This is a genomic window from Cupriavidus alkaliphilus, from assembly GCF_900094595.1.
Taxonomy (GTDB): Bacteria; Pseudomonadota; Gammaproteobacteria; order Burkholderiales; family Burkholderiaceae; genus Cupriavidus; species Cupriavidus alkaliphilus.
The window spans coordinates 339,258-363,522 of sequence record NZ_FMAD01000006.1 but is presented as its reverse complement, the minus strand read 5'-3'; the positions used below and the strand labels follow the sequence as shown (position 1 = coordinate 363,522).

Annotated in this window: 25 protein-coding genes; 5 read left to right on the top strand and 20 right to left on the bottom strand. The window is 69.7% G+C overall.

Annotated elements, in window-relative coordinates:
- The first annotated feature begins 105 nt into the window (after positions 1 to 105).
- Genes GA0116996_RS15470 through GA0116996_RS15460 form a run of 3 tightly spaced genes read left to right on the top strand, consistent with a single transcriptional unit; the run spans position 106 to position 4,510 of the window.
- Positions 106 to 2,502 (top strand): xanthine dehydrogenase family protein molybdopterin-binding subunit, encoded by a 2,397-nt coding sequence (locus GA0116996_RS15470; RefSeq protein WP_092313203.1) that lies wholly within the window; start codon positions 106 to 108, stop codon positions 2,500 to 2,502.
- Positions 2,503 to 2,505: 3 nt separating this feature from the next.
- A complete protein-coding gene (locus GA0116996_RS15465; protein WP_092313200.1) occupies positions 2,506 to 3,333 on the top strand; it encodes an FAD binding domain-containing protein in 828 nt (275 codons plus the stop codon).
- A gap of 10 nt (positions 3,334 to 3,343) precedes the next feature.
- Positions 3,344 to 4,510, top strand: coding sequence for a xanthine dehydrogenase family Fe-S subunit (locus GA0116996_RS15460; RefSeq protein WP_092313197.1), 1,167 nt, complete (start codon positions 3,344 to 3,346; stop codon positions 4,508 to 4,510).
- Between the two features lie 45 nt (positions 4,511 to 4,555).
- On the opposite strand, the gene GA0116996_RS15455 is transcribed toward GA0116996_RS15460, so the two are convergent.
- The gene (locus GA0116996_RS15455; protein ID WP_092313194.1) at positions 4,556 to 5,152 is read right to left on the bottom strand and encodes a helix-turn-helix domain-containing protein; all 597 of its coding nucleotides are present in this window, start codon (positions 5,150 to 5,152) and stop codon (positions 4,556 to 4,558) included.
- 112 nt (positions 5,153 to 5,264) lie between these two features.
- Here GA0116996_RS15455 and kbl point away from each other — a divergent pair, with 112 nt between their 5' ends.
- Together kbl and GA0116996_RS15445 are read left to right on the top strand one after the other, a co-directional pair.
- A complete protein-coding gene (kbl, locus tag GA0116996_RS15450) occupies positions 5,265 to 6,464 on the top strand; it encodes a glycine C-acetyltransferase (protein WP_092313192.1) in 1,200 nt (399 codons plus the stop codon).
- A complete protein-coding gene (locus tag GA0116996_RS15445) occupies positions 6,464 to 7,411 on the top strand; it encodes an L-threonine 3-dehydrogenase (protein ID WP_092313189.1) in 948 nt (315 codons plus the stop codon). The genes kbl and GA0116996_RS15445 overlap by 1 nt, the downstream gene beginning before the upstream one ends.
- Positions 7,412 to 7,424: 13 nt before the next feature.
- Here the strand turns inward: GA0116996_RS15445 and ccmI are convergent, their stop codons facing one another.
- The 19 genes from ccmI to GA0116996_RS15350 all read right to left on the bottom strand — a co-directional run bounded on the left by ccmI (position 7,425) and on the right by GA0116996_RS15350 (position 24,094).
- Positions 7,425 to 8,651 (bottom strand): c-type cytochrome biogenesis protein CcmI, encoded by a 1,227-nt coding sequence (gene ccmI / locus GA0116996_RS15440; protein ID WP_092313186.1) that lies wholly within the window; start codon positions 8,649 to 8,651, stop codon positions 7,425 to 7,427.
- The gene (locus GA0116996_RS15435) at positions 8,648 to 9,124 is read right to left on the bottom strand and encodes a cytochrome c-type biogenesis protein (protein ID WP_092313381.1); all 477 of its coding nucleotides are present in this window, start codon (positions 9,122 to 9,124) and stop codon (positions 8,648 to 8,650) included. The genes ccmI and GA0116996_RS15435 overlap by 4 nt, the downstream gene beginning before the upstream one ends.
- Positions 9,117 to 9,659: a DsbE family thiol:disulfide interchange protein gene (locus GA0116996_RS15430; RefSeq protein WP_092313183.1), complete on the bottom strand. Its 543-nt coding sequence runs from the start codon at positions 9,657 to 9,659 to the stop codon at positions 9,117 to 9,119. The genes GA0116996_RS15435 and GA0116996_RS15430 overlap by 8 nt, the downstream gene beginning before the upstream one ends.
- A complete protein-coding gene (locus GA0116996_RS15425; protein WP_092313180.1) occupies positions 9,656 to 11,686 on the bottom strand; it encodes a heme lyase CcmF/NrfE family subunit in 2,031 nt (676 codons plus the stop codon). Before GA0116996_RS15425 ends, GA0116996_RS15430 begins: the two co-directional genes overlap by 4 nt.
- Positions 11,683 to 12,156, bottom strand: a complete 474-nt coding sequence (ccmE, locus tag GA0116996_RS15420) for a cytochrome c maturation protein CcmE (protein WP_092313177.1) — start codon at positions 12,154 to 12,156, stop codon at positions 11,683 to 11,685. The genes GA0116996_RS15425 and ccmE overlap by 4 nt, the downstream gene beginning before the upstream one ends.
- Positions 12,153 to 12,320, bottom strand: coding sequence for a heme exporter protein CcmD (gene ccmD, locus GA0116996_RS15415; protein WP_092313174.1), 168 nt, complete (start codon positions 12,318 to 12,320; stop codon positions 12,153 to 12,155). Before ccmD ends, ccmE begins: the two co-directional genes overlap by 4 nt.
- Positions 12,317 to 13,117: a heme ABC transporter permease gene (locus GA0116996_RS15410; protein WP_092313171.1), complete on the bottom strand. Its 801-nt coding sequence runs from the start codon at positions 13,115 to 13,117 to the stop codon at positions 12,317 to 12,319. Before GA0116996_RS15410 ends, ccmD begins: the two co-directional genes overlap by 4 nt.
- Entirely contained in the window at positions 13,114 to 13,791 is a 678-nt protein-coding gene (gene ccmB, locus GA0116996_RS15405; protein WP_092313378.1) for a heme exporter protein CcmB, read from the bottom strand. Before ccmB ends, GA0116996_RS15410 begins: the two co-directional genes overlap by 4 nt.
- Positions 13,792 to 13,796: 5 nt before the next feature.
- Positions 13,797 to 14,444 carry a cytochrome c biogenesis heme-transporting ATPase CcmA gene (gene ccmA, locus GA0116996_RS15400; protein ID WP_092313168.1) on the bottom strand — a complete coding sequence of 216 codons (648 nt, stop codon included), beginning with the start codon at positions 14,442 to 14,444 and terminating at the stop codon, positions 13,797 to 13,799.
- A complete protein-coding gene (locus GA0116996_RS15395) occupies positions 14,441 to 15,028 on the bottom strand; it encodes a cytochrome c3 family protein (protein WP_112775016.1) in 588 nt (195 codons plus the stop codon). Before GA0116996_RS15395 ends, ccmA begins: the two co-directional genes overlap by 4 nt.
- Positions 15,029 to 15,040: 12 nt before the next feature.
- Positions 15,041 to 15,541, bottom strand: coding sequence for a nitrate reductase cytochrome c-type subunit (locus tag GA0116996_RS15390; RefSeq protein ID WP_092313161.1), 501 nt, complete (start codon positions 15,539 to 15,541; stop codon positions 15,041 to 15,043).
- A gap of 24 nt (positions 15,542 to 15,565) precedes the next feature.
- Positions 15,566 to 18,061 (bottom strand): periplasmic nitrate reductase subunit alpha, encoded by a 2,496-nt coding sequence (gene napA / locus GA0116996_RS15385; RefSeq protein WP_092313158.1) that lies wholly within the window; start codon positions 18,059 to 18,061, stop codon positions 15,566 to 15,568.
- Entirely contained in the window at positions 18,058 to 18,372 is a 315-nt protein-coding gene (locus tag GA0116996_RS15380; protein ID WP_092313156.1) for a chaperone NapD, read from the bottom strand. Before GA0116996_RS15380 ends, napA begins: the two co-directional genes overlap by 4 nt.
- A gap of 109 nt (positions 18,373 to 18,481) precedes the next feature.
- On the bottom strand, positions 18,482 to 18,646 hold the full coding sequence (gene napE, locus GA0116996_RS15375; RefSeq protein ID WP_092313153.1) for a periplasmic nitrate reductase, NapE protein: 165 nt from the start codon (positions 18,644 to 18,646) through the stop codon (positions 18,482 to 18,484).
- 182 nt (positions 18,647 to 18,828) lie between these two features.
- Complete coding sequence (locus GA0116996_RS15370; protein WP_092313150.1) at positions 18,829 to 19,173, bottom strand: hypothetical protein; 345 nt, start codon at positions 19,171 to 19,173, stop codon at positions 18,829 to 18,831.
- A 182-nt stretch (positions 19,174 to 19,355) separates the two neighbouring features.
- Positions 19,356 to 20,567 carry a phosphoglycerate dehydrogenase gene (serA, locus tag GA0116996_RS15365; protein WP_092313147.1) on the bottom strand — a complete coding sequence of 404 codons (1,212 nt, stop codon included), beginning with the start codon at positions 20,565 to 20,567 and terminating at the stop codon, positions 19,356 to 19,358.
- Between the two features lie 126 nt (positions 20,568 to 20,693).
- Entirely contained in the window at positions 20,694 to 21,221 is a 528-nt protein-coding gene (locus GA0116996_RS15360; protein ID WP_092313144.1) for a hypothetical protein, read from the bottom strand.
- Between the two features lie 112 nt (positions 21,222 to 21,333).
- A complete protein-coding gene (locus GA0116996_RS15355) occupies positions 21,334 to 21,528 on the bottom strand; it encodes a hypothetical protein (protein WP_092313141.1) in 195 nt (64 codons plus the stop codon).
- 112 nt (positions 21,529 to 21,640) lie between these two features.
- The gene (locus GA0116996_RS15350) at positions 21,641 to 24,094 is read right to left on the bottom strand and encodes a TonB-dependent receptor (protein ID WP_092313138.1); all 2,454 of its coding nucleotides are present in this window, start codon (positions 24,092 to 24,094) and stop codon (positions 21,641 to 21,643) included.
- Positions 24,095 to 24,265 lie beyond the last annotated feature (171 nt).

Genomic DNA, 24,265 nt, shown 5'->3' with positions numbered 1-24,265 from the left:
TGCCGGGATGCGGTAAAGCCGCAATTGACAGGGCCGCCCGCATTTTCATAGGATTTTGGTCAGTATGCTGAATAAGCCACGCTTATCATCGGAACGGACAAGGCAATGACATCGTCGATCGAACCGGATCACCCGGAAAGCGCGCGCGGCCAGGGAGTCGGCGCGCGCGTGGCGCGCAAGGAAGACGCCCGCCATCTGCACGGCAAGGGCCGCTTCGTCGCGGACATCGCCATGCCGGACTTGCAGGAAGTGGCGTTCCTGCGCAGCCCGGTCGCGCACGCCCGGCTGCTGTCGGTAACCAAGCCGTCCCGGCACGCCGCTGCGGTGATCGTGCGTGAAGACATGACGGCGGCCAGCGACATCGTCGCCGATTCGGCCTTCCCGTCCTACCAGCCCTCGGCACAGCCGCCACTGGCCAGCGGCAAGGTGCGCTTCGTTGGCGAACCGGTGGCGATGGCGTTCGCGCCCACGCGCGCCGAGGCGGAAGACATCGCCGAGCAGGTTGCCGTGTCGTTCGACGAACTGCCCGCGCTGGCCGACGTGACCCAGGCCCGCCAGCTTGCCCGCGAGCTGCGCGTGCATGACCACTGGCGCGACAACACCTTCCTGACGCTGACCGCCGACAAGAACTTCGAGGCGCGCCAGCGCGAGGCCACGGTCGTGGTGCGCCGCAAGATCGACCTGGCGCGTCAGTGCATGGTGCCGATGGAAGGCAAGGCGGTGCTGGCCTACTGGGACCACCAGTTCGACCAGTTGGTGGTCTACAGCGCGACGCAGGTGCCGCACATGATCCGCACGATCCTGGCGCACTGCCTGGGGCTGGAGCAGGAGCGCGTGCGGGTGATTTCGCCCGACGTGGGTGGTGCCTTCGGCTACAAGTGCGTGCTGCAGCAGGAAGAGCTGTGCATCGCGTGGCTGGCGCTGACCTACAAGCGCCCGTTCCGCTTTATCGAGGACCGGCGCGAGCACCTGACCGCCGGCGCGAACTCGCGCGAGCACCACTACGACCTGACCGCGTATGCCGATGCGCGCGGCCGCTTGCTGGCGCTGGATGCAAAGATCGTGATCGATGGCGGCGCCTACTCGGTCTGGCCGTTTACCATCGGCCTGGAGCCGGGGCAGGCGATCGGCAACCTGCCGGGGCCGTACGCCTTCGACGGGTACCGCTGCGAAACCACTTGCGTGGCGACCAACAAGCCGGGCTTCGTACCCTATCGCGGCGTGGCGCGTACCGGGGTCTGCTTTGCGATGGAGCTGATGATCGACGCCATCGCCCGCGAAGTGGGACGCGAGCCGTGGGAGGTGCGCTGCGAAAACCTGGTGCCGCCCGAGGCCATGCCCTATGTGAACGTCACCAACAAGCATTTCGACGGCGGCGACTATCCGGCCAGCGTACGCAAGGCCATGGAGATGATCGGCCTGCCCGCGATCCGTGCGCGCCAGAAGGCGGGGCCGCAGGGCAGCACCTATATCGGCGTGGGTTTCGGCACCTACACCGAGCAATCGGCGCACGGCACCTCGGTGTTCGCCGCGTGGGGCACGCCGGTGATCCCGGGCTTCGATTCTGCGACGGTGCGCATCACGCCGGACGGTGGACTGGAGGTGCGCGTGGGCGTGCATTCGCACGGGCAGGGCATGGAAACCACCTTTGCGCAGATTGCCAACGAGATCCTTGGCATCGATATCGCGCGGATCAAGGTGGTGCACGGGGACACCGGACTGACGCCATTCTCGACCGGCACGTATGCCTCGCGCTCGCTGGTCATGTCGGGCGGCGCGGTATCGCGTGCGTGCAAGGCACTGCTGCCGCGTCTGCTGAAGATCGGCGCGCACTTGCTTGGCCAGCCGCAGGACGCCGTGGCGTTCCGCGATGGCGCCGTGGCCGCCGGGGATGCGGACACCGCCGATATCGCGCGCATCGCCAACGCCTGGTACATCAACCCGCACCTGTTGCCGCCGGACGTCGACGCGCAGGGGCTGGAAATCACGATGGGCTTCAAGCCCGCTGTCGATACCGGCAGCTTCACTTACGCCACGCATGCCGTGGCTGTGGAAGTCGATATCGACTCCGGCCACGTCGGGATCCTCGACTACGTGGTGGTGGAGGACTGCGGCACCATGATCAACCCGATGGTCGTGGAAGGGCAGACCTACGGCGGCGTGGCACAGGGCATCGGCACCGCGATGTTCGAAGCCATGCACTACGACGGCAATGGCCAGCCGCTGGCGTCGACGCTGGCGGACTACATGCTGCCGGGACCCACAGAGATCCCGTCGATCCGCATCCATCATTTCGAGACGCCCTCGCCGCATACGGAGTTCGGCGCCAAGGGCATGGGCGAGGGCGGGGCGATCGCGCCGCCAGCGGCCATCTTCAATGCCGTCAACGACGCGCTGCGCGATTTCGGCGTCGAGCTGAAGGAGACGCCGCTGACGCCGCGCAAGCTCCTGGAAGCGCTGGAGGCGGCCGAGGCCGATGCGCATAACCGGAAGGCTGCCTGACCGATGAAAGCCGTTGCATTTTCCTATCACGCGCCCGGCTCGCTGCCGGAGGCGCTGTCCCGCCTGGGCGCGGGTACCGATGTATCCAAGGCCATGGGCGGCGGGCAATCGCTGGGGCCGATGCTGAACCTGCGCCTGACCCGGCCCGATACGGTGGTCGATGTGTCGGCGCTGCGCGAATTGCGCGACGTGACCGCAGCCGCTGACGGCATCCGCATCGGCGCCTGCGTCACCCACGCGCAGATCGAGGACGGCGTGTTCGAACCGCTGCGCGGCACCCTGCTGCAGGCCGTTGCCGGCGGCATCGCCTATCGGGCGATCCGCAATCGTGGCACCGTAGGCGGCAGCCTCGCGCATGCGGATCCGGCGGCCGACTGGGTCGTGGCAATGACCGCATTGGGCGCGCGCATCGAGATCGCATCCGCGGCCGGCATGCGCGAAGTACCGATGGAGTCGTTCATGATCGGCGCCTACACCACCGTTCTCGCCGACGGCGAGCTGATCGCCGCAGTGCGGGTGCCGCTGAAGACCGCGCACAGCCGCTGGGGCTACCAGAAGCTGTGCCGCAAGACCGGCGAATTCGCCGAGGCCAGCTGCGCCGCTTACTTCGACGCCAGCCGCCGCTTCGCCCGCATCGTGCTCGGCGCGCTGGACGGTCCGCCCATGGTGCTGCCCGGCCTGACGCGCGCCGTGGCGGCGCAGGGCGCGGCCGCGCTGACGGCCGATGCCGTTGCCGAAGCCGTCGCGCAGGCCGCGCCGGGCAAGGACGCCATCGACCGCAAGCTGTACCGAACCGTCGTGATGCGCTGCGTCACGCAACTGCTGAACTGAGGAGCGTCCCGTGCAGACCATCGAATTCACCGTCAACGGCCGCCGGGTGTCCGGCGCGTGCGCGGACCGGACGCACCTGGGCGACTACCTGCGCGACACGCATCGCCTGACCGGCACCCACCTTGGCTGCGAGCACGGCGTGTGCGGCGCCTGCACCGTGCTGGTGGACGACAAGCCGGTGCGCTCGTGCATCACCTTTGCCGCCGCCTGCCAGGGCGCCGAGATCGTCACGGTGGAGGGCTACGAGGACGACGCGGTCATGGCCGACCTGCGTGCCGCCTTCAACCGGCATCACGCGCTGCAGTGCGGCTTCTGTACGCCGGGGATGCTGGCCACCGCGCGCGATATCGTGCTGCGCCTGCCCGATGCCGACGAGGCCACCATCCGCCATGAGCTGTCCGGCAACCTGTGTCGCTGCACCGGCTATATGGGCATCGTTGCCGCCATCCGTTCGGTACTGGATGCACGCCGCACAGCCGCCGGCGTGATTGCACGGCATGCCGGCGCGGCCGCCGCCACGATGCCGTTTGCGGGTTTCACCGTCGCGGCTGAAGCGCTCGGCACGCAGGCGCACCTGGCTGCGGCGGGCAGTGCCGAGCCGGAACGTTCGGCCGACCGCAAGGGTTGGTCGCGCATTGAAGGCAGCTTTACCGTGCCCTATGCGCTGGAGGACGTATGGGCCTTCATGGCGGACCTGCCGGCCGTGGCGGGCTGCCTGCCGGGCGCGGTGCTGACGGAAGTGGCGGGGGAAAAGGTCAGGGGCCATATCGCCATCAAGTTCGGCCCCATGTCGGCAAGGTTCGAGGGCGCCGCGCGCCTGCAGCGCGATGATGCAAACCAGCGCGGCGTGCTGAAAGGGGCGGGGCAGGACTCGCTCAGCAATTCCAAGGCCGCGGGCGATATCGCCTATGCGCTCAGGGCCTTGTCCGCCGGCGAAACCGAAGTTGCGGTTGACCTGCAGTATTCGCTGCAAGGGCCGCTGGCCCAGTTCTCGCGCTCGGGGCTGGTGCGCGACTTCGTGCGGCGGATGATCGCCGACTTCGGCAAGTCGGTGTCGCGCAGGATGGACCCCACGCTCAGCGAGGCCGAACGCAACCAGGCCGTGCGCCTGAACCCGGTGACAATGTTTTTCGGCGTGCTGTGGGAGCGTGTGAAACGTTTGTTCGGCGCCCGCTGAACAACCCTGGGGGGTAGGCGGGCGCCGCCGCCTTCCTTGCCCGCCTTACCCCGGATGCACTACAACCAGTAGTGCGGTGGCCGTGGTCTTGCCACCATTGGAGATCGCATGTGCGACATCGGCCGCATAGCGCGCGGTCTCGCCGTGCCGCAGCTTCTTCTCATCGGCGCCCGCGCGCACCGTCATCGATCCGCTCAGCACCGACAGGTGTTCCTGGGTGCCGGTCTCGTGCGGCTCGGAGGACAGCACGCCGCCGGCCTGGATCGTCAGCTCATACCACTCGAAACGTCCGGCCAGATCGATCGGGCCCAGGATGCGCAGGTCGCAGCGCGTGTCGGGGCTCTTCAGCGACGGGATCGCGTGCGGCTGGACCACGGTGATGCCGCCGCCGGGAGGCTCCGCGGCGCCGCCGGCAAGGAAGTCGGTCAGGCTCACGCCGAGCGCATTGGCCAGGCGCCACAGCACCGCCACGGTCGGATTGGCCAGGTTGCGTTCGATCTGCGACAGCATCGACTTGGAAACCCCCGCGCGGCGCGACAGTTCATCGAGCGACAGCCGCTGCTGCTGGCGCAGCGCCTGCAGCGCCATGCCGACGGCGGGCGGCCCGTCGGCCTGCGGGGTCTGTACCAGGGCTTGCGTCATGGAATGATGTTCGTTATATTGCGCAAAACGTTCGATATACAGAACGTGTTCGATTTATCGATCGGATCGTAGCACACCCGACAGCCACCCTCGACCCTAACGGAGCCAAGCCATGCCGAATGCCCAGGCGTTCTATGCGTCCATCCGCGACGAGCTGCAATCCATCCGCGACGCCGGGCTGTACAAGAACGAGCGCGTGATCGCCACGCCGCAGGGCGCGCGCGTGCGCACCAGCGACGGACGCGAGGTCATCAACCTGTGCGCCAACAACTACCTGGGCCTGTCGTCGCACCCGCGCGTGATCGAGGCCGCGCACGAAGCGCTGCGCACGCATGGCTTCGGCCTCAGCTCGGTACGCTTTATCTGCGGCACGCAGGACCTGCACAAGACGCTGGAGGCGCGGCTGTCGAACTTCCTCGGCACCGAGGACACCATCCTCTACGGCTCGGCCTTCGATGCCAATGGCGGGCTGTTCGAAACGCTGCTGGGCGCGGAAGACGCGGTCATCAGCGATGCGCTCAACCACGCCTCGATCATCGACGGGATCCGTCTGTCCAAGGCGCGGCGCTACCGCTACCAGCACAACGACATGGACGACCTGCGCGCGCAGCTGGAACAGGCGCGCGCGGACGGCGCGCGCTACACGCTGGTGTTCTCCGACGGCGTGTTCTCGATGGACGGCACCGTGGCCCGCCTGGACGCCATGCGCGCGCTGTGCGACGAGTATGGCGCGCTGCTGGGCATCGACGAATGCCATGCCACCGGCTTCATGGGCCAGCGCGGCCGCGGCACGCACGAGGCGCGCGGCGTGTTCGGCAAGATCGACATCATCACCGGCACGCTCGGCAAGGCGCTGGGCGGCGCGTCGGGCGGCTTCACCAGCGCGCGCAAGGAAGTGGTGGCGCTGCTGCGCCAGCGCTCGCGGCCGTATCTGTTCTCGAATACGGTGGCGCCGGCGATCGTGGGCGCGTCGATCGCGGTGCTCGATATCCTCGAAGGCAGCACCGAGCTGCGCGACCGGCTCGAGCGCAACACCAGTTTCTTCCGCGCCGGGCTGGACCAGCTGGGTTTCGACGTCAAGGCGGGCGACCACCCCATCATCCCGATCATGGTCTACGACGCCGACAAGGCGCAGCAGCTGGCGCAGCGGCTGCTGGAGCTGGGCGTGTACGTGGTCGGCTTCTTCTATCCGGTGGTGCCCAAGGGGCAGGCGCGCATCCGCGTGCAGATGAGCGCGCTGCATGACGAGGCCACGCTGCAGGCGGCGCTGGACGCCTTCGGCCAGGCCGGCCGCGAACTGGGGTTGATCTGATGGAAGCAGGCAACCCCAAGGTCCTGATCGTCGGTGCCAATGGCCAGATCGGGTCCGAGCTGGCGCTGGCCCTGGCCGAGCGCTACGGCCGCGGCAACGTGATCACCTCCGACGTGGTGCCGACCGGCCGCCACGTGCAGCTGACCCACGAAATGCTCAACGCCACCGACCGCGGCGAGCTGGCCACGGTGGTCGAGCGCCATGGCATCACCCAGGTCTACCTGCTGGCCGCGGCGCTGTCCGCCACCGGCGAGAAGGCGCCGCAGTGGGCCTGGAACCTCAACATGACCAGCCTGCTCAACGTGCTGGAGCTGGCGCGGCAGACCGGGCTGGAGCGGGTGTTCTGGCCCAGCTCGATCGCCGCCTTCGGCCCGACCACGCCGGCCGCGCACACGCCGCAACAGACCGTGATGGAGCCGACCACGGTCTACGGCATCTCCAAGCAGGCGGGCGAGGGCTGGTGCCGCTGGTATCACGCCAACCATGGCGTCGACGTGCGCAGCGTGCGCTATCCCGGCCTGATCTCGCACAAGACCCCGCCCGGCGGCGGCACCACCGACTATGCCGTCGACATCTTCCATGCGGCGGTGAAGGGTGAGCCCTACACCTGCTTCCTGCGCGAAGACGAGGCCCTGCCCATGATGTATATGCCCGATGCCATCCGCGCCACCATCGAACTGATGGAAGCGCCGGCGCACCGCCTCAACGAGCGCGGCAGCTACAACATCGCCGGCATGAGCTTTACCCCGGCGCAGATCGCCGCGGCCATCCGCGAGCAGGTGCCGGGCTTCCAGATCCGCTACGAACCGGACTATCGCCAGGCGATCGCGCAGGGCTGGCCGGATTCGATCGACGACGCGGTCGCGCGCGCGGACTGGGGCTGGCGGGCGCAGTACGGACTGCGCGAGATGGTGGCCGACATGCTGGCCAACCTGAGGGCGGCGTAGCCGGCCTGAGCTGCTACGGCGCCGGGTTGCCTTCGATCCTGCCGTCGATGGCGATGCGCACGCCCTCGCTGCCGAGCGCCACCGGCCCGGTGCGCCCGACCAGGTCGCCTGCCTTCGGCAAGGCGCTGCCGCTGGCGGAAATCCGCGCTTCCAGCATCACCTGCGGTTGTCCCGAGAGCCGATGGTCGGGGCGCATCGCCATGGCATCGTCCAGCGTGAACGACAGCGGCAGGTCGCGTGCCTGGCGCCGCAGCACTGCCAGCGGCATGCGCGACCCGTCGACGGGCAGGGCATAGACGAACAGCGTGTCGCCCGCTTGCGGCGCGCGCCCGGCCTGCTCGCTCAGCGTCACCATGCCGCTGATGGCCGCGGCCGGCGCCGCGGCGGGCGTGCTGCGCGCGGCCGCGAGGTTGGCGGCGATGCGCGCCGCCGTCTGCGAATCCGCCGGCAGCAGGCGGTACAGATGTTCCCAGTAGCCGATGGCCGCGCGCCGGTCGCCGCGCTGCGCCGCCGCGCCGGCGGCAAGCGCCAGGCCCTTGGGGTCGTCGGGATCGAGCGCCAGCGCCTGGCGCACCTGCGCCATCGGCGCGCCGTCCAGCACGCCGCCGTTCAGCGTGGCCAGCACGTCGGCGTAATCGGAGCGCAGCGCCGCCACCTCCGGCGCCAGCTCGACCGCGCGCGCGTAGGCAGCCGCGGCATCGGCATGGCGCTCCAGCACGCTGTACGAACGCGCCAGCATGGCCCAGCCCTGCGCGTCGCCGGGTGCCTCGCGCAGGCGCTGCGCGAGCTGGTTCACCATGCCTTCGACCTGCGCGCCGCTGAGCTGGTGCTCGCTGCCGCCGGCCGCGGGCAGGTCGTCGGCGCGCCACAGTGCCACCGGGTTGCCCAGATGCAGGTAGAGCAGGATGGCGGCGCTGGGCAGCGCCGCCAGCAACAGCGCGGCGAGCAGCGGCGCGGGGCCCGCTCCGGCAGGGCGGGCGCTGGTGCCGGCGGCCTCGTCCAGCAGCCGGCGCCCCAGTTCATCGCGGGCTTCGGCATGGCGTGCCGCGCTCAGGGTGCCGGCATGCAGGTCGCGGTCGAGCTCGCCCAGCTGGTCGTGGTAGAGGTCGACCAGCAGCGCGCGCTCGGCCGTGGCCGGGCCGGCCACGGCGGCCGGCGCACGGTGGCGCAACAGCGGCCAGAGCAGGCACGTGGTGGCGGCGGCGATCAGCGCCGCGGCCAGCAGCCAGAAGGTGGTCATGGCGGGCGGCGCTCCCTGGTCGAGGCATCCAGCAAGTCCGCAAGCTGGCGCTGCGCGGTGGCGTCCAGCGGCGCGTCAGCCGGGGTGCCGGCGTCGGGTCTGCGCGAGCGCGCCCGCGCGATGGCGGCCACGGCAGCGGCCAGCAGCAACAGCGGCCCGAACCACAGCAGCCACGTCAGCGGCCGCAGCGGCGGCTGGTACAGCACGAAGTCGCCGTAGCGCTGCACCAGGTAATCCTTGATGGCGGCGTCGCTGGCGCCGTCGCGCAGTTGCGCGCGGATCTGGCGGCGCAGGTCCACCGCCAGCTCGGCGTTGGAGTCGGCCAGGGTCTGGTTCTGGCAGACCAGGCAGCGCAGCTCGCCGGACAGCGCATGCACGCGTGCGTCGAGCTCGGCTTCGCTCAACGCCGCCGCGTGCAGCGCCACGCCGCTCAGCGCCGCGGCAAGCCACGCGGCGAGGGCGCGGCTATGCATGGCCATCTCCCTGCCGCTGCAGCTGCTCGATCAGCGGGACCAGCTTGCGCTCCAGCACCTCGCGCGTGACCGGGCCGACCTGGCGGTAGCGCACCACCCCGTTCTGATCGATGACGAAGGTCTCCGGCACGCCGTAGACGCCGTAGTCGATGCCGACCCGGCCGTCGGCGTCGACCAGCGACGCGGCATAGGGGTCGCCCAGGCGCCGCAGCCAGTCGCGCGCGGCGCCGGCGTCGTCCTTGTAGTTGAGGCCGTACAGCGGCACCGGCGCGCGCGCGGCAAAGTCCACCAGCAGCGGATGCTCGGTGCGGCAGGCCGCGCACCACGAGGCCCACACGTTGAGCAGCCAGACCTTGCCGCGCAGGTCGGTGCTGGCCAGCGTGCGGCCCTCGGGTGCCAGCAGCGGCAGGCGGAACGCCGGCGCAGCCTTGCCCACCAGCGGCGACGGCAGCTCGCGCGGATCGTGGCGCAGGCCCGCGGCCAGCGCCACGGCGATGGCGAGGAAGGCGGCCAGCGGCACCAGGAAGCGCGTCATGCGGGCGTCTCCTCGCGGACCGAGGTCAATGCCGGCATCGCCGGTGCATCGGCTGCGGCCGGCGCGTTGACCGCGTCGGTGGCGCGGCGGCGCAGCCGGTAGCGCTTGTCGCACACCGCCAGCAGGCCGCCCAGCGCCATCAGCACGCAGCCGCCCCAGATCCAGCCGACAAAGGGCTTGACGTGGATGCGCACGGCCCAGGCGCTGCCGTCGGCGTCGTTGCCGACGTGCTCGCCCAGCGCCACGTAGAGGTCGCGCGTCACGCCGCTGTCGATCGCCGCTTCGGTGGTGAGCATGTCCTGGCTGCGGTAGATGCGCCGCTCGGGATGGAGCACCGCCACGCGCCGGCCGTCGCGCGAGGCCACCAGCGTGCCGCGCAGCGCGTCGTAGTTGGGGCCGCCGGCTTGCGTCACGCCGGCAAAGCGGAACGCATAGCCGCCCACGCTGACGCTGTCGCCGGCGCGCATCGGCAGCTCGCGCAGGCTTTCCTGGCCGGACACCAGCGTCACGCCGGCGATGAAGACGCCCACGCCCGCGTGCGCCAGCAGCATGCCCCAGTAGCCGGGCGTGAACTGGCGCAGCGCCGCCAGCCGGCGGCCGTGCTGGTGCTGCAGCCGCGCTGCCACGCTGGCCACCGCGCTCAGCACGCACCAGGCCGCCAGCAGCAGCCCCAGTCCGCTCAGCGCCGAGGCATTGCGCAAAACCAGCAGCAGCCCCGCGCCGAGCGCGGCGCTGGCCACCGCGGCCCAGCGCAGCCGGCGCGCCATGCCGGGCAGGTCGCCGTGGCGCCAGCGCGCCAGCGGTGCGGCGCCCATCAGCAGTACCGCGGGCGCCATCAGGGGCACGAACACCTGCTCGAAATAGGCGGGACCGACGGAGATCTTGCCCAGTCCGAGCACATCGACCAGCAGCGGGTAGAGCGTGCCCAGCAGCACCGTGGCGGCGGCCACCGCCAGCAGCACGTTGTTGGCCAGCAGCATCGACTCGCGCGACACCGTCGCAAACGCCACGCGGCGCGCCAGCGCCGGCGCGCGCCACGCATACAGCGCCAGCGCCAGCCCCGTCACCAGCCCCAGCAGCGCCAGGATGAAGATGCCGCGCTTCGGGTCCACCGCGAAGGCGTGGACCGAGCTCAGCACGCCCGAGCGGACCAGGAAGGTCCCGAGCAGGCTTAGCGAGAATGTGAAGATCGCCAGCAGCACGGTCCACGCGCGAAACGCGCCGCGCTTCTCGGTCACCGCCAGCGAATGCATCAGCGCGGTGCCGGCCAGCCAGGGCATGAACGAGGCATTCTCGACCGGGTCCCAGAACCACCAGCCGCCCCAGCCCAGCTCGTAATAGGCCCAGGCGCTGCCGAGCATGATGCCCAGCGTCAGGAAGGCCCACGCCACCGTGGTCCACGGGCGCGACCAGCGGGCCCAGGCCGCGTCGACACGGCCGGCCAGCAGCGCCGCCACGGCAAAGGCAAAGGTCACCGAGAAGCCGACGTAGCCCATGTACAGCAGCGGCGGGTGGAACACCATGCCGGGATCCTGCAGCAGCGGGTTGAGATCGCGGCCTTCCATCGCCGGCGGCAGCAAGCGCACGAACGGGTTGGAGGCAAACAGCAGGAACGCCAGGAAGCCGGCGCTGATCGCGCCCATCACCGCCAGCACGCGGGCCACCACGGCCAGCGGCAGCTGCCGGCCCCACACCGACACCGCCAGCGACCACAGCGCCAGCATCAGCGTCCACAGCAGCATCGACCCTTCATGCCCGCCCCACACCGCGGCGATGCGGTAGGCCAGCGGCAGCGCGCTGTTGGCGTTGGCGGCGACGTAGCGCACGCTGAAGTCGTGGTCGACGAAGGACCAGGTCAGCGCGGCAAATGACAGCGCCACCAGCCCGCATTGCACGCGCGCGGCGGGGCGCGCCAGCGCCATCCATGCCAGCCGGCCGCGCGCCGCGCCGGCCAGCGGCACCACCGCCTGCACCAGCGCCACCAGCAGGGCGACGATCAGCGTGAAGTGGCCCAGCTCGGCGATCACCGGCGCACCTCTTGCGCGGCCATGGCCCCCGCCATGCGCGGGTTGGCCTGGCCGGCCTGCTTCAGTGCATCGGCGGCCTCGGGCGGCATGTAGTTCTCGTCGTGCTTGGCCAGCACCTCGCTGGCGATGAAGATGCCGTCCGCGCGCAGCTGGCCGCGCGCGACCACGCCCTTGCCTTCGCGGAACAGGTCGGGCAGCAGGCCGCGATACTGCACCGGCACCTCGCGCGCGGTGTCGGTCACGACGAAGCGCACCGTCATGCCGTCGCCCTCGCGCCGGATCGACCCCGGCGCGACCAGCCCGCCCAGCCGAAAGCTGCGCGCCACCGGCGCCTCGTGCGCGGCCACCTGGCTCGGGCTGAAGAAGAACACCAGGTTGGCGCGGAAGGCATTGAGTACCAGCGCCGCCGCGATGCCGCAGCAGGCCAGGGCCGCGGCCAGCAGCCCGAGGCGGCGCTGGCGCGGCGTCATCGCTCGGCTTCCCAATCCGTTTGCCGGCGCGAGGCCCGGCTGCGGCGCGCCAGCAGCGCCAGTTCCAGCGCCAACAGCAGCGCGCTTACGCCGAACGCGCCGGCGATGAAGATGCCGTGGCGTCCGTCGGTCAGCAGCGAGGGCAGCAGCGCGGACAGGGTCATGCGCGGCTTCCGTCAGCCGCGGCCGGGCCGTGCGGCACCTCGCCGCGTTCGCGCAGGATGCAGCGCACGCGCACCAGCGCCACCGCCACCGTGTACATCCAGCTGGCCAGCGTCATCAGCAGCATGCCGGCCAGCATGGTGGCGGCCATCGTCGGCGCCGCGGTCAGGCTGACCGAGGCGCCCTGGTGCAGCGTGTTCCACCACTGCACCGAGAAATAGATCACCGGGATATTGACCACCCCGACCAGCGCCAGCACCGCGCAGGCGCGCTCGGCCCGGCGCGGCTCGTCGATGGCGGCCTCCAGCGCGATAAAGCCCAGGTACAGGAACAGCAGGATCAGCTCGGAGGTCAGCCGCGCGTCCCACACCCACCACGTGCCCCAGGTGGGCTGGCCCCACAGCGCGCCGGTCCACAGCGCCAGCACGGTGAAGAGCGCGCCGGTCGGCGCCAGCGCCGACGCCATCATCGACGACAGCCGCGTGCGCAGCACCAGTGCCAGCGCGCAGTAGCCCGCCATGACCAGGTAGATGAACATCGACATCCATGCCGCCGGCACATGGATGAAGATGATGCGGTAGACCTCGCCCTGCTGGGCGTCGGTGGGTGCCACGCCGAAGCCGACATACAGGCCGGCGAGCGCGCATACCGCCGCCGCGGCGAAGCACCACGGCGCCATGCGTCCGGCCAGCGGGTAAAAGCGCACCGGCGCGGCATAGGCCAGCCAGGCGCGGCGGGCGCGGGCCGGTGGCGGGATGCGCCGCGGCGCGGATGGCAGCGATGGCAGCGGCTGGCTCATGCCGGAGTCTCCATGGCGATGCGCAGCCCGGCGGCGGCGGCCAGCGGGCACAGGAACAGCGACAGCGCCAGGCACGCGCCCAGCAGCGAGAACTGCGCCGTCGCGTCCAGCCCGGCATCGGCGGCGGCCGCGGCGCCGGCGCCGAACACCAGCACCGGCACGCACAGCGGCAGCACCAGGATGCACAGCAGCACCGCGCCGCCGCGCAGGCCCAGCGTCAGCGCCGCGCCCACCGCGCCGATCAGGCTCAGCGCCGGGGTGCCGACCAGCAGCGATGCCGCCAGCAATAGCGCGGCGCCGGACGGCAACCCGTATTGCTGCGCCAGCAGCGGCGTCAGCACCAGCAGCGGCAGCCCGCTGGTGAGCCAGTGCGCGGCGATCTTGGCCAGCACCAGCAGCGCCAGCGGATGCGGCGACAGCAGCAACTGGTCCAGGCTGCCGTCGGCATGCTCCTGCGCGAACAGGCGCGACAGCGACAGCATCGAGGCCAGCAGCGCCGTCACCCACAGGATGCCCGGCGCCAGCGCGCGCAGCTGCTGCGGCTCCGGCCCGATCGCCAGCGGGAACAGGCTCGCGGCCATGACAAAGAACACTACGCCGCCAGGCAGGCTGCCGCGCCGCCGCCACGACAGCGAGACATCGTGCGCGACGATGGCGGCGAGCGTGCCCGGCATGCCCATCAAACAGCTCCGCCCAGGCGCAGCACCGCGCCGCCGCCGGGCAGTAGCTGGTGCGTGGCGATCACGGCCATGCCGCCCGCGGCCAGGTGCGCGTCGAGCTGGCGCTGGAAGCGCGCGCAAGCGTCGGCATCCAGCGCGGTGACCGGTTCGTCCAGCAGCCACAGGATGCGTGGCGCCAGCGCCAGCCGCGCCAGCGCGACGCGGCGCCGCTGGCCTTGCGACAGCGTGCGCACCGGCACCTGCGCGACGCGCTCCAGCGCTTGCGCCGCGAGGGCGCGCGCGACGCTGGCGGCGCGCTGGCCGGCATCGGCATGGCGGCCGGCGAGGCGGGCGGCAAAGTGCAGGTTTTCGGCCGGGGTCAGGTCGATGTCGATGCCGTTGGCGTGGCCGAGGTAGGCCAGCGCCTGCTGGAACCCGGGGTCGCCAGCGCGCAGCGGACGGCCGTGCCATTGCAGCGTGCCGGCATCCGCGCTGGCCAGGCCGCACAGCACGCGCAACAGCGTGGTCTTGCCGCTGCCATTGGCCCCCAGCACCTGCAGCAGTCCGCCCGGTGCCAGGCCGAAGTCGATGCCTTGCAGGACCGTGCGGCCGGCACGCGACACCGCCAGGCCGCTGGCGCTGAGCACGGGCGCGGCGGCAGGCGTCATTTCACCTCGGCCTTGGACATGTCGGGCAGATGGTGAGCGATGCCCTTGTGGCAATCGATGCAGGTCTTCTCCTTGTTGGCCAGGTAGGTCGAGTGCATGGCCTGCGCGCGCGGGCTCTGCCGGGTGAAGTCCATCGACTGGTAGTCGTGGCAGTTGCGGCATTCCAGCGAATCGTTGGCCTTGAAGCGGGCCCACTCGTGCTGGGCCAGCGTGAGCCGGTGCGCCTGGAATTTCTCGCGGGTGTCGACGGTGCCGAAGATCTTGGCCCAGACCTCCTTGGACGCCTGCATCTTGCGCGCCATCTTGGTGGTCCAGTTGTGCGGCACATGGCAGTCCGAGCACTTGGCGCGCACGCCGCTGCGGTTGGTGAAATGGATGGTGCCCTGCAGCTCCTGGTAGACGTTGTCGCGCATCTCGTGGCAGCCGGTGCAGAACTGCTCGGTGTTGGTCAGCTCCAGCGCGGTGTTGAACGCGCCCCAGAACACCACCCCCGCGATAAAGCCGCCCAGCGTCAGGAAGCCCAGGCTGAAGTACGCGCTGGGCCGGTTGATGGTCCGCCAGTAACGCTTGATCAGGTCGAGCATGGCGCGCACCCGCTAGTTGGACGAGCCCTTGGCGCCGGGCTTGCGCTTGAGCAGCTGCTCGACATCGACGAAGGTGTTGCCCACCAGCGGCTTGGCGTCGGCCTGCGGCACGTGGCATTGGGTGCAGAAGTAGCGGCGCGGCGAGACCTCGGCCAGCACATTGTTGTGGCGGTCCATGTAGTGGGTGATGCTGACCGGGATCGCCTGGGTTTCTTCGGTGCGGGTGCGGGCGTGGCAGAACATGCAGCGGTTGAAGTCCTTGTCGACCTGGTAGCCGTCGATCTTGTGCGGGATCGTCGGCGGCTGCATGGTGTAGTTGCGGTTGCGGCGGATGTCCTTGTTCTCGGTGGGGTAGAGCAGCGGCGCCTTGGGTTCATTGGCGATGGGCGTGGGCCCGCGCATCGCGTCGACCAGGCCCTGCGCGCGTGCCGGGGCGGCGGCCTGCGGCGCCAGCACGCCCAGCAGCAGCGCGCACAGCGCCAGCAGCGGTATCCAGGATCGGCTTGGCTTCATGGCGTCTCCCTGTTCGGTTCCTGGCTAGACCTTGACGATCTTGACCGCGCATTTCTTGAAGTCGGTCTGCAGCGAGATCGGGCAGGTGGCGTCCAGCGTCACCTTGTTGATCAGCTGGCTGGCATCGAACCACGGTACGAACACCAGCCCGCGCGGCGGCGCGTCGCGCCCGCGGGTCTCCACGCGCGAGCGCATGCGCCCGCGCCGGGACACCACCTCCACCTCCACGCCGCGGCGCAGTCCCATGGCGCGCGCGTCTTCCGGGTGCATGAACACCACCGCGTTGGGAAAGGCGCGGTACAACTCCGGCACGCGCCGGGTCATCGAGCCGGAGTGCCAGTGCTCGAGCACGCGGCCGGTGGCCAGCCAGAACGGGTATTCCTGGTCGGGCGATTCGGGCGGTGGTTCGTAGGGCAGGGCAAAGATCACGGCCTTGCCGTCGGGGTTGCCGTAGAACTGGTAACCGGTGCCGGCCTTGACGTACGGGTCGCTGCCCTCGCGATAGCGCCAGCGCGTTTCCTTGCCGTTGACCACCGGCCAGCGCAGGCCGCGCGCCTCGTGATAGGCGTTGAACGGGGCCAGGTCGTGGCCGTGCCCGCGGCCGAAGCTGGCGTACTCCTCGAACAGCCCCTTCTGCACGTAGAAGCCAAAGGCCCTGGCCTCGGCGTTGTGGTAGTCGGCGTCGATTTCCTTGAGCGGGAACTTGTCGACCTGGCCGTTGCGGTAGAGCACGTCGAACAAAGTCTTGCCGCGATACTCGGGCTTCTTCGCAATCAGGTCGGCCGGCCACACGTCCTCGACCTTGAAGCGCTTGGAGAATTCCATCAGCTGCCACAGGTCGGAGCGCGCCTCGCCCGGCGCATCGACCAGCTGGTGCCAGAATTGCGTGCGGCGCTCGGCGTTGCCGTAGGCGCCTTCCTTTTCCACCCACATCGCGCTGGGCAGGATCAGGTCGGCGGCCAGCGCGGTCACGGTGGGATAGGCGTCGGACACCACCACGAAGTTCTGCGGGTTGCGGTAGCCCGGCAGGCCCTCTTCCATCAGGTTGGCCGCGGCCTGCATGTTGTTGTTGACCTGCACCCAGTAGGCGTTGAGCTTGCCGTCCTTGAGCATGCGGTTCTGCAGCACGGCGTGGTAGCCGGGCTTGTCGGGGATGGTGCCGGGGGGCAGCTTCCAGATGCGCTCGGCTTCCTCGCGGTGCTTGGGGTTGGTCACCACCATGTCGGCCGGCAGCCGGTGCGAGAAGGTGCCTACCTCGCGCGCGGTTCCGCACGCCGACGGCTGTCCCGTCAGCGAGAACGGGCTGTTGCCCGGCGTGGCGATCTTGCCGGTCAGCAGGTGCAGGTTGTAGACCATGTTGTTGGCCCAGCTGCCGCGCGTATGCTGGTTGAAGCCCATGGTCCACAGCGACATCACCTTGATATTGGGGTCGGCGTAGAGCTCGGCCAGCTGGTCGAGCTTGGCCTTGGGCACGCCCGACAGCTTGCTGACGGTATCGGCGTCGTACTTGGCGACGAAGCGCGCGAAGTCGTCGAAGGTGATGGGGCGCGAAGCGCCCGGATCGGCCGCGTGCGTGGCCGCCTTCTGCAGCGGATGTTCCGGGCGCAGGCCATAGCCGATATTGGTCACGCCCTCCTTGAACACGGTGTGCTTGTTGACGAAGTCCTTGTTGACCTTGTTGTTCTTGATGATGTAGTGGGCGATGTAGTTCATCATCGCCAGGTCGGTCTGCGGCTTGAAGATGACCGGGATGTCGGCCAGGTCGAACGAGCGGTGCGTGAAGGTCGACAGCACCGCCACGCGCGTCTTCGGATGGCTCAGGCGGCGGTCGGTGATGCGGGTCCACAGGATCGGGTGCATCTCGGCCATGTTCGAGCCCCACAGCACGAAGGCGTCGGCGGCTTCGAAGTCGTCGTAGCAGCCCATCGGCTCGTCCATGCCGAAGGTGCGCATGAAGCCCTGCACGGCCGACGCCATGCAGTGGCGCGCATTGGGATCGAGGTTGTTGGAGCGGAACCCGGCCTTCATCAGCTTGGACGCGGCATACCCTTCCCACACGGTCCACTGGCCCGAGCCGAACATGCCAACCGCGGTCGGGCCTTTCTCTTTCAGCACGCGCTTGAACTGGTGCTCCATCTCGTCGAAGGCGCGCTCCCACGTGACCGGGGCGAATTCGCCGTTCTTGTCGTACTTGCCGTTCTTCATGCGCAGCAGCGGCCTGGTCAGCCGGTCCTGCCCGTACATGATCTTCGACAGGAAATAGCCCTTGACGCAGTTCAGGCCCTTGTTGACCTCGGCCTGCGGATCGCCGTTGGTCGCCACCACCTTGTTGTCCCGCACCGCCACCGTGACGCCGCAGCCGGTGCCGCAGAAGCGGCAGGGCGCCTTGGACCACTTCAGCTTGGTTACCTCGCTGTCGGTCACCATGTTGGCGGCCCCCGCGGGCAGCGTCACCCCGGCGACTGACGCCGTTGCGGCCACCGCGGTCTGCTTGATGAAGTCACGACGAGAGAGTTTCATCGGGCGATCTCCTCGTTCATTGCCTCGGCGTCTTCGTTGTGCTGGTAGACCAGCGCCGCGGACAGCACGCCGTCGAGCTGGTGCAGGTAGGTCAGGTGCGCGGCAATGGCGCGCGAGGTGGGCGCCTCGAGGGTGACGACGAGCTTGCCGGCGTCGCTGGCGGCATGGATCTCGGCGCCGGTGATGGCGTCGATCGCCGCACGCACCTGCGGCAGTCTGGCGGGAAGAGCATGGACCACGATGCCGGCGATATGCCACTCGGCGCCCGCCGGCAACGGCTGGATGGGGATGGCACGTCTTGCTGCGGGCATGCGCAAGCTCCGGTTCGATGCCGTTTCAGTCTGTGCTGCAGCTTGTTTTTATCGGTCAAACGTCCCGGCAGCGGCGGCGAGCCTGCCGCACCGGGCCTGCACGGTCCGCCTAGTGGGCAGGCGGACCGCTGATCAGCTGGGTCATCCAGACAATGAAGCCATAGCCCGCGACGATGATGACGGACAGCACCGGCACCATGACGGCGGTCAGGAAAAGGAAACTGCGCAGTTCTTCTTGCTTGCGTTGCGGATCGTGGGTTTCACCGGTTTCCATCGTCGTTGACGTCCTCGGCAAAATGGATCAGGCGCGGCCCGATGCGTTACACCATTAAAGGAAGCGCAAGCATAGGTGTCAAGACGGCCAGCGGCGGCGCGACATTTGGCACGGGCCGCCAGGCCGGCTGCGCAGTCCCCCTGCGGCAGCCGGGACCGGGCAGTCCCGGCCGGATATGTCATCTAGTGATAGGTCACCACGACCAGGTAGGCGGGTGCCGCGCCGCGCTTGCCGGCGAGCGCCGGTTGTACTTCGAGCCTGGCCGCGCCGATGCGCGTCGGTCCTGCCGGATGGTACGGTGCCACGGAGAAGGGCGCCGAGACGATGCGGCCCGAGGGTTGCTGGCAACTCGCCTGTACCAGGCCAGCGGACGCGCGGAAACCGCATGAGGGGTTGGAGATCGCACCCAGGAACGTAATGGTGCCGGTTTGCGCAACAGCGCTGCCGATCCCCGCGCTTACCAGCAGCGCGGCTGCGGCCAGCTGGCCGGCCAGGGCGGCGGCCTTCCTGCTCCGTTCAAGCGACATAGCTGAACCTCACGATTGTTAGTGCGGCGCCGAGGGGCGCCGCCATTGTCATCGCTAGCGTGCAGGCCCACCAATGCGCGTGTGGGTTGACTACAGCATAGTCACTCGTTCAGAGCATTCTTAGCATTTAAGACAGTTCGGCGGACATTGCCGGAACGGCTCCGGCAACGATCGCCGCGTGGCTACGCCGCGCCGCGCAGGATCAGCCGCGAGCGCGCGAAGCCGGCATGGGTCTGCAGCGCCTGCATCAGCTGTGCGGACGGCGCGCGGTCCAGGTCAGTGACCACATAGCCGGTGTGGCCGCGCGTCTGCAGATGCTGGCCGGTGATGTTGACGCCTTCCTGCGCCAGCAGCGTGTTCAGCGCAGCCAGCGCGCCGGGCGCGTTGCCGTGCACGTTGAGCAGGCGCGCCGGCGCATGCAGCGGACCGGGGTCGACCTCGGGAAAGTTGACCGCGCCGATGGTGCCGCCCGTGGCCAGGAAGTGCGCGAGCTTGGCCGCGACCTCGGTGCCGATGTTCTCCTGCGCTTCCTCGGTGCTGCCGCCGACGTGCGGGGTCAGCAGCACGTTGGGCAGGTTCTGCAGTTCGCTGGTGAAGGGGTCCTGGTTGGTCTTGGGCTCTTCCGGGAACACGTCGATGGCCGCGCCGCCCAGGCGTTTCTCGCGCAGCGCCGCGGCCAGCGCGGCGATGTCGACCACGCTGCCGCGCGAGGCATTGATCAGGATCGCGCCGGGCTTGAAGGCAGCGAGGATGTTGGCGTCGATCATGTTGCGCGTGCGCGGCGTGGCCGGCACGTGCAGCGTCACCACCTCGGCCTGCGACACCGCTTCTTCGAGCGAGCCGGCGGCGCGGGCCGAACCGTGCGAGAGCCGCGCGAGCACATCGTAGTAGACCACGCGCATGCCCATCGATTCGGCCAGCACGCCTACCTGCGAGCCGATATTGCCGTAGCCGACGATGGCGATGGTCTTGCCGCGCGTCTCGAACGCGCCGGCGGCGCCCTTGGCCCATTTGCCGGCATGCGCCAGCGTGTTTTTCTCGGGGATCCGGCGCAGCAGCATGACCGCTTCGGCGACCACCAGCTCGGCTACCGAACGGGTGTTGGAAAAGGGGGCGTTGAAGACCGGGATGCCGGCGGCGGTGGCGGCGTCGAGGTCGACCTGCGAGGTGCCGATGCAGAAGCAGCCGATCGAGAGCAGTCCGGGCGCGCTGCGGATATCGTCCCCGCGCAGGTGCGTGGCGGAACGGATCCCGATCACGTCATGGCTGGCCAGCACCTGGCGCAGTTCGGCACCGGCCAGCGCGCCGGTGCGGCGCTCTACCTGCAGGCCGGCTTCGGCCAGCCGGGCGTTGGCGCTCTGGTGGATGTTCTCGAGCAGGATGGCTGTGGTCACGTTGGTTTTCCGCGTGGAAGGTTGGCGGGCATTGCCGCATCGCCTCCATTCTGCGCGCAAAACGGCGCCCGGGCCGGGGAGCCCCTGCTGCCGGCATTGGCACCGGCCGCGGCGCCAGCGCCACCGTCAGCGCGCGCGGCGCGCGTCGCCGCCGAGCGGATCGACGATGATCATGGTCTGGCGCAGGACCCCGGCGTTGTCGAAGTAGCAGCTGAAGTGCGCCGTCTGCAGGCCGTCCTTATACATGCGCCAGGACCAGGCTTCGCGCTGCATCAGCGGGTAATACTGCACCGGCTCGCGCGGCAGGCCGAAATGCTGCTGCACGTCCTTTTTGGTCCAGACCCCGACCTGGGCGCGATAGATTTCGGCTTCGGTGAGCATCTGGCGGTAGCGGGTCAGCCGGCCCGCGCCATCGAAATCGGCAGCGTAGACCTGATGGCCGAAGGGCTGGCGCGACCACAGCCAGCGGGTGGTGCCGTCGGCCAGGCGGTGGGTTTCCGTGGGTGCCCCGAAAGTTTGTCGTACGGCACTTTCCGGGCTGCCGATCATCTGCTGGCCGGTCTGTTCCGGCTGCAGGGTGGCGCAGGCGCCGAGCATGGCCGCAGCCACGCACAGGGGGACCAGCCATGGGCTGGGCAGGGACCGGGATGTCATGGGGCGCTCCTGCAAAGATGGGATGCCCCGGGGGGACATCCGCAGCCACCATTGTCCGGCCGCCGTGCCAGCCGGTGCAACTGGCCGCCCCGCGGGCGCCGCGTCCGCCGGTTTAGCAGCGGCCCTTCTTGGCCTGGCCCGGCGGGCAGAACGACTCGTTGCCGTACGCGTCGATGCGGCAGTTGCCTTTCTTGGCTTGGCCGGGCGGGCAACCCTGCGGGCCGCCGCCATAGGTGTCATAGGGGGCAACCACGCAGCCGCCGAGCAGCGCGCTGCAGGCGACCAGAAGGGCCAGGACGGATTTCATTGCTTTCTCCTTGTTGTGGGGGGATTCCGATTGCGACAGGAGAATAGATTGTGCCAGCGCCATTGTCTGTAAGGAATCGTGAAGACTGCGGCGCCGGGGCTACATCCGGCGCCTACATCCGGAACACCACGCCCAGCCAGAAGCTGCGCGGCGCCCCCGGCGCCACGAACAGCGCGCTGGCGGCATCGCCGGGGGCGACGTGCGGCCGCACCAGGCTGCCGCCGGGAAACACATCGTTGGCGATCTGGCCGTAGCTCTCGTAGCGCCGGTCCAGCAGGTTGGCCACGCGCGCGTAGATCTCGAATCGCTTGCTGACCTGGTACGCCGCGCGCAGGTTGATGGTGGCGTAGCCCGGCGTGCTCCAGTCGGCCGCCCGCGGCGCTTCGCCCGCCTGCGGGTCGCTGCGCAGGCCGTCCTCGTTGCCGCTGGAAACAGAGCCCGACACCGCCACCAGGTCGGCGCCCAGCACCAGCCCCGCCAGCGCCTGCCAGTCCGCGCCCAGCTTGAGCGTATGGCGCGGCAGTCCTGCCATGCGCATGCCCGGGCGGATATCGATGGTGCGTTCGCCGGCGGCCAGCGCGCCGGCGGACTGGTAGGTGGCGTGCAGGTAGCTGTAGGCCAGCCGCAGCGTGACCGCGCCGAGGCGATGGCGCGCGCTCAGGTCGAGCCCCTGGTTGCGGGTGCGGTCGAAGTTGGCGAAGTAGCCGAGCTGGGTGTTCGGCGCGCGCACGAACAGGATGTCGTCGTGGTTGTCGATGCGGTAGAGCGACGCCGTGAGCTCGGTGTGCGGGCGCGGGTGCCAGCGCACGCCGGCCTCGAACGAATGCGACACCACCTGCTTCAGGTAGGGATCGGCCTGCAGGCCCGCCGGCAGCCGGCAGGGCCGTTCCGGGTCGGCGCAGCCGAGCTCGAGCACGGTCGGCACGCGGTTGTTCTGCGCATAGCCGCCGAACAGCGTGACCCCGCCGCCCAGCTTCTGCGCCAGCCCCAGCGCCGGGTTGAGGCGGCGATAGGTGAAGCTTTCGCGCGGCTGCTCGCTGCCGTCGCTGTTGCGCAGCGTATTGCTGACGGTGACGTGGTTCCAGCGTGCCGACGCGGTCAGGAAGGTGGTAGGCGTGAGCGACCAGGTATCGGACAGGTACAGGCCGAGCGTGCGCGCGTTGCCGCTGACACCGGAGAACAATGCGTTGGCCGCGGCGGGGTCGGCCACCACGCCGCGGTCGTCGGTAAAGCTGCCGGGCTGTGCGTATTGCGAATAGGTGAGGCGGCTGCGGTCGAGCGTCAGGCCGGCATTGAGCACATGGCGCTCGGTCTCCCGCGCCAGGCTCAGCGCCATGCCGACGGTCTGCTGCCGCATATGGCTGGTGTTGAGCACGGCGGGATGCAGCGCCGCGCCCTCGGCGCGGGTCATGCCGCAGTCGTCGCCGCGCGTGCTGCCGTCGGCGTCGAAGCCGTCCTCGCAGTCTTCGGCATAGGCCTCGTAGTCGGGGTTGACGTCGCCGTTGGCGGTGTCGCGGCGGCTGTTGCGCACATAGGCCAGCGCGGCGGCGCTGGTCTTGTCGTCGAACCAGTGGCGGCCGTTGAGCGCGGCCTGCGTGACCAGGTTGCGGGTCTGGTCGGGGTAGGTGTAGACCGCGCGCCGGTTGGACTGGTACAGCTCAGGCAGCGTGCCGTCGTCGCCGGCGCGATAGCTCGGCACCAGGCCGTTGCCGGTCAGCGTGCTGCGCCCATGCAGCACCGAGACGTCCCAGCTGCTGGTTGCACCGGCGTAGCCCGCCTTGGCAAAGACGTTGCCGAGCCGGCCCTCGGAATGGTCGCGCCAGCCGTGCTCCTGGAACAGCGTGCCGGCCGCGAACGCATGCCAGCCGCTGTCGCTGCGCACGCCGCCGGACAGGTCGGCACGCTTGCGGGCCTGGCTGCCGTACGAGAGATCGGCGGTAAAGCCAGGTGAGTCCAGCCCCGAACGCGTGGTCATGGCCAGCGCGCCGCCGAGCGTGTTGAGGCCGTAGGCGGGATTGGCGCTGGACACCAGCGACGCGCTCGCCAGTGCCGCTTCGGGAATCATGTCCCAGCTGACCACGTCGCCGAAGGGCTCGTTGACGCGGATGCCGTCCAGGTACACCGACAGTCCTTGCGGCACGCCGGGAATCGACGAGGCGCGGAAGCCGCGGTAGGTCACGTCGGTCTGGAACGGACTGCCCTGGATGTCATTGACGTTGACGCCGGCGAGGTGGCGGTTCAGGTAGTCGGCCAGGTTGCCGGCGCGCGCGCCGCCGAGCTCGCTGCCGCGCACGGTCTGCACGGTGTAGGGCACCAGGTCGCTGGCGACGCCGATGCCGGGCAGCGGCGCGGCGGCCACCACCAGCACTTCGGGCAACAGCGCACTGTCCTGGTTTGGCGCACCAGTGTCCTGTTGCGCCACAGCGGCACGCTGGCACAGCAGCGTGATCAGCGCGGACAGCAGCGCGGCATGCGTGCCCGCGCCGCGGCGCGGGCGGGCCGGGACGGGGCGCGGAAGTCGGGATGGCCGCTGTCCTGGCGGCGCGGGGCGCGGGATGGCTGGCATGGTCGGTCTCCTCGGGATAGCGGCGCATGCCTGCGTCGGGCCGCGCCTGTCGGCAGGGCTTCAGCAGTTTTCGTACCGTGTCGCGTTCGATGGTGGGCGATCAGGCGCATGGCGCTGCATCGGGGTGCGGCGCGGGCCTGCGTCCTGTCACAAAACAGGACAGTCGGGCGT

Bases quoted from the DNA above. Each gene is read 5' to 3' on its own strand.
- GA0116996_RS15350 (WP_092313138.1), bottom strand. From the start codon at position 24,094: ATGCCAGCCATCCCGCGCCCCGCGCCGCCAGGACAGCGGCCATCCCGA.
- GA0116996_RS15390 (WP_092313161.1), bottom strand. From the start codon at position 15,541: ATGAAGCCAAGCCGATCCTGGATACCGCTGCTGGCGCTGTGCGCGCTG.
- GA0116996_RS15445 (WP_092313189.1), top strand. From the start codon at position 6,464: ATGGAAGCAGGCAACCCCAAGGTCCTGATCGTCGGTGCCAATGGCCAG.
- GA0116996_RS15430 (WP_092313183.1), bottom strand. From the start codon at position 9,659: ATGACGCGCTTCCTGGTGCCGCTGGCCGCCTTCCTCGCCATCGCCGTG.
- GA0116996_RS15370 (WP_092313150.1), bottom strand. From the start codon at position 19,173: ATGTCGCTTGAACGGAGCAGGAAGGCCGCCGCCCTGGCCGGCCAGCTG.
- napE (WP_092313153.1), bottom strand. From the start codon at position 18,646: ATGGAAACCGGTGAAACCCACGATCCGCAACGCAAGCAAGAAGAACTG.
- napA (WP_092313158.1), bottom strand. From the start codon at position 18,061: ATGAAACTCTCTCGTCGTGACTTCATCAAGCAGACCGCGGTGGCCGCA.
- GA0116996_RS15465 (WP_092313200.1), top strand. From the start codon at position 2,506: ATGAAAGCCGTTGCATTTTCCTATCACGCGCCCGGCTCGCTGCCGGAG.
- GA0116996_RS15360 (WP_092313144.1), bottom strand. From the start codon at position 21,221: ATGACATCCCGGTCCCTGCCCAGCCCATGGCTGGTCCCCCTGTGCGTG.
- ccmB (WP_092313378.1), bottom strand. From the start codon at position 13,791: ATGCCGGGCACGCTCGCCGCCATCGTCGCGCACGATGTCTCGCTGTCG.
- GA0116996_RS15455 (WP_092313194.1), bottom strand. From the start codon at position 5,152: ATGACGCAAGCCCTGGTACAGACCCCGCAGGCCGACGGGCCGCCCGCC.
- GA0116996_RS15380 (WP_092313156.1), bottom strand. From the start codon at position 18,372: ATGCCCGCAGCAAGACGTGCCATCCCCATCCAGCCGTTGCCGGCGGGC.
- GA0116996_RS15355 (WP_092313141.1), bottom strand. From the start codon at position 21,528: ATGAAATCCGTCCTGGCCCTTCTGGTCGCCTGCAGCGCGCTGCTCGGC.
- GA0116996_RS15435 (WP_092313381.1), bottom strand. From the start codon at position 9,124: ATGCATAGCCGCGCCCTCGCCGCGTGGCTTGCCGCGGCGCTGAGCGGC.
- ccmI (WP_092313186.1), bottom strand. From the start codon at position 8,651: ATGACCACCTTCTGGCTGCTGGCCGCGGCGCTGATCGCCGCCGCCACC.
- GA0116996_RS15395 (WP_112775016.1), bottom strand. From the start codon at position 15,028: ATGCTCGACCTGATCAAGCGTTACTGGCGGACCATCAACCGGCCCAGC.
- kbl (WP_092313192.1), top strand. From the start codon at position 5,265: ATGCCGAATGCCCAGGCGTTCTATGCGTCCATCCGCGACGAGCTGCAA.
- ccmA (WP_092313168.1), bottom strand. From the start codon at position 14,444: ATGACGCCTGCCGCCGCGCCCGTGCTCAGCGCCAGCGGCCTGGCGGTG.
- ccmD (WP_092313174.1), bottom strand. From the start codon at position 12,320: ATGACCCTGTCCGCGCTGCTGCCCTCGCTGCTGACCGACGGACGCCAC.
- GA0116996_RS15470 (WP_092313203.1), top strand. From the start codon at position 106: ATGACATCGTCGATCGAACCGGATCACCCGGAAAGCGCGCGCGGCCAG.
- ccmE (WP_092313177.1), bottom strand. From the start codon at position 12,156: ATGACGCCGCGCCAGCGCCGCCTCGGGCTGCTGGCCGCGGCCCTGGCC.
- GA0116996_RS15410 (WP_092313171.1), bottom strand. From the start codon at position 13,117: ATGAGCCAGCCGCTGCCATCGCTGCCATCCGCGCCGCGGCGCATCCCG.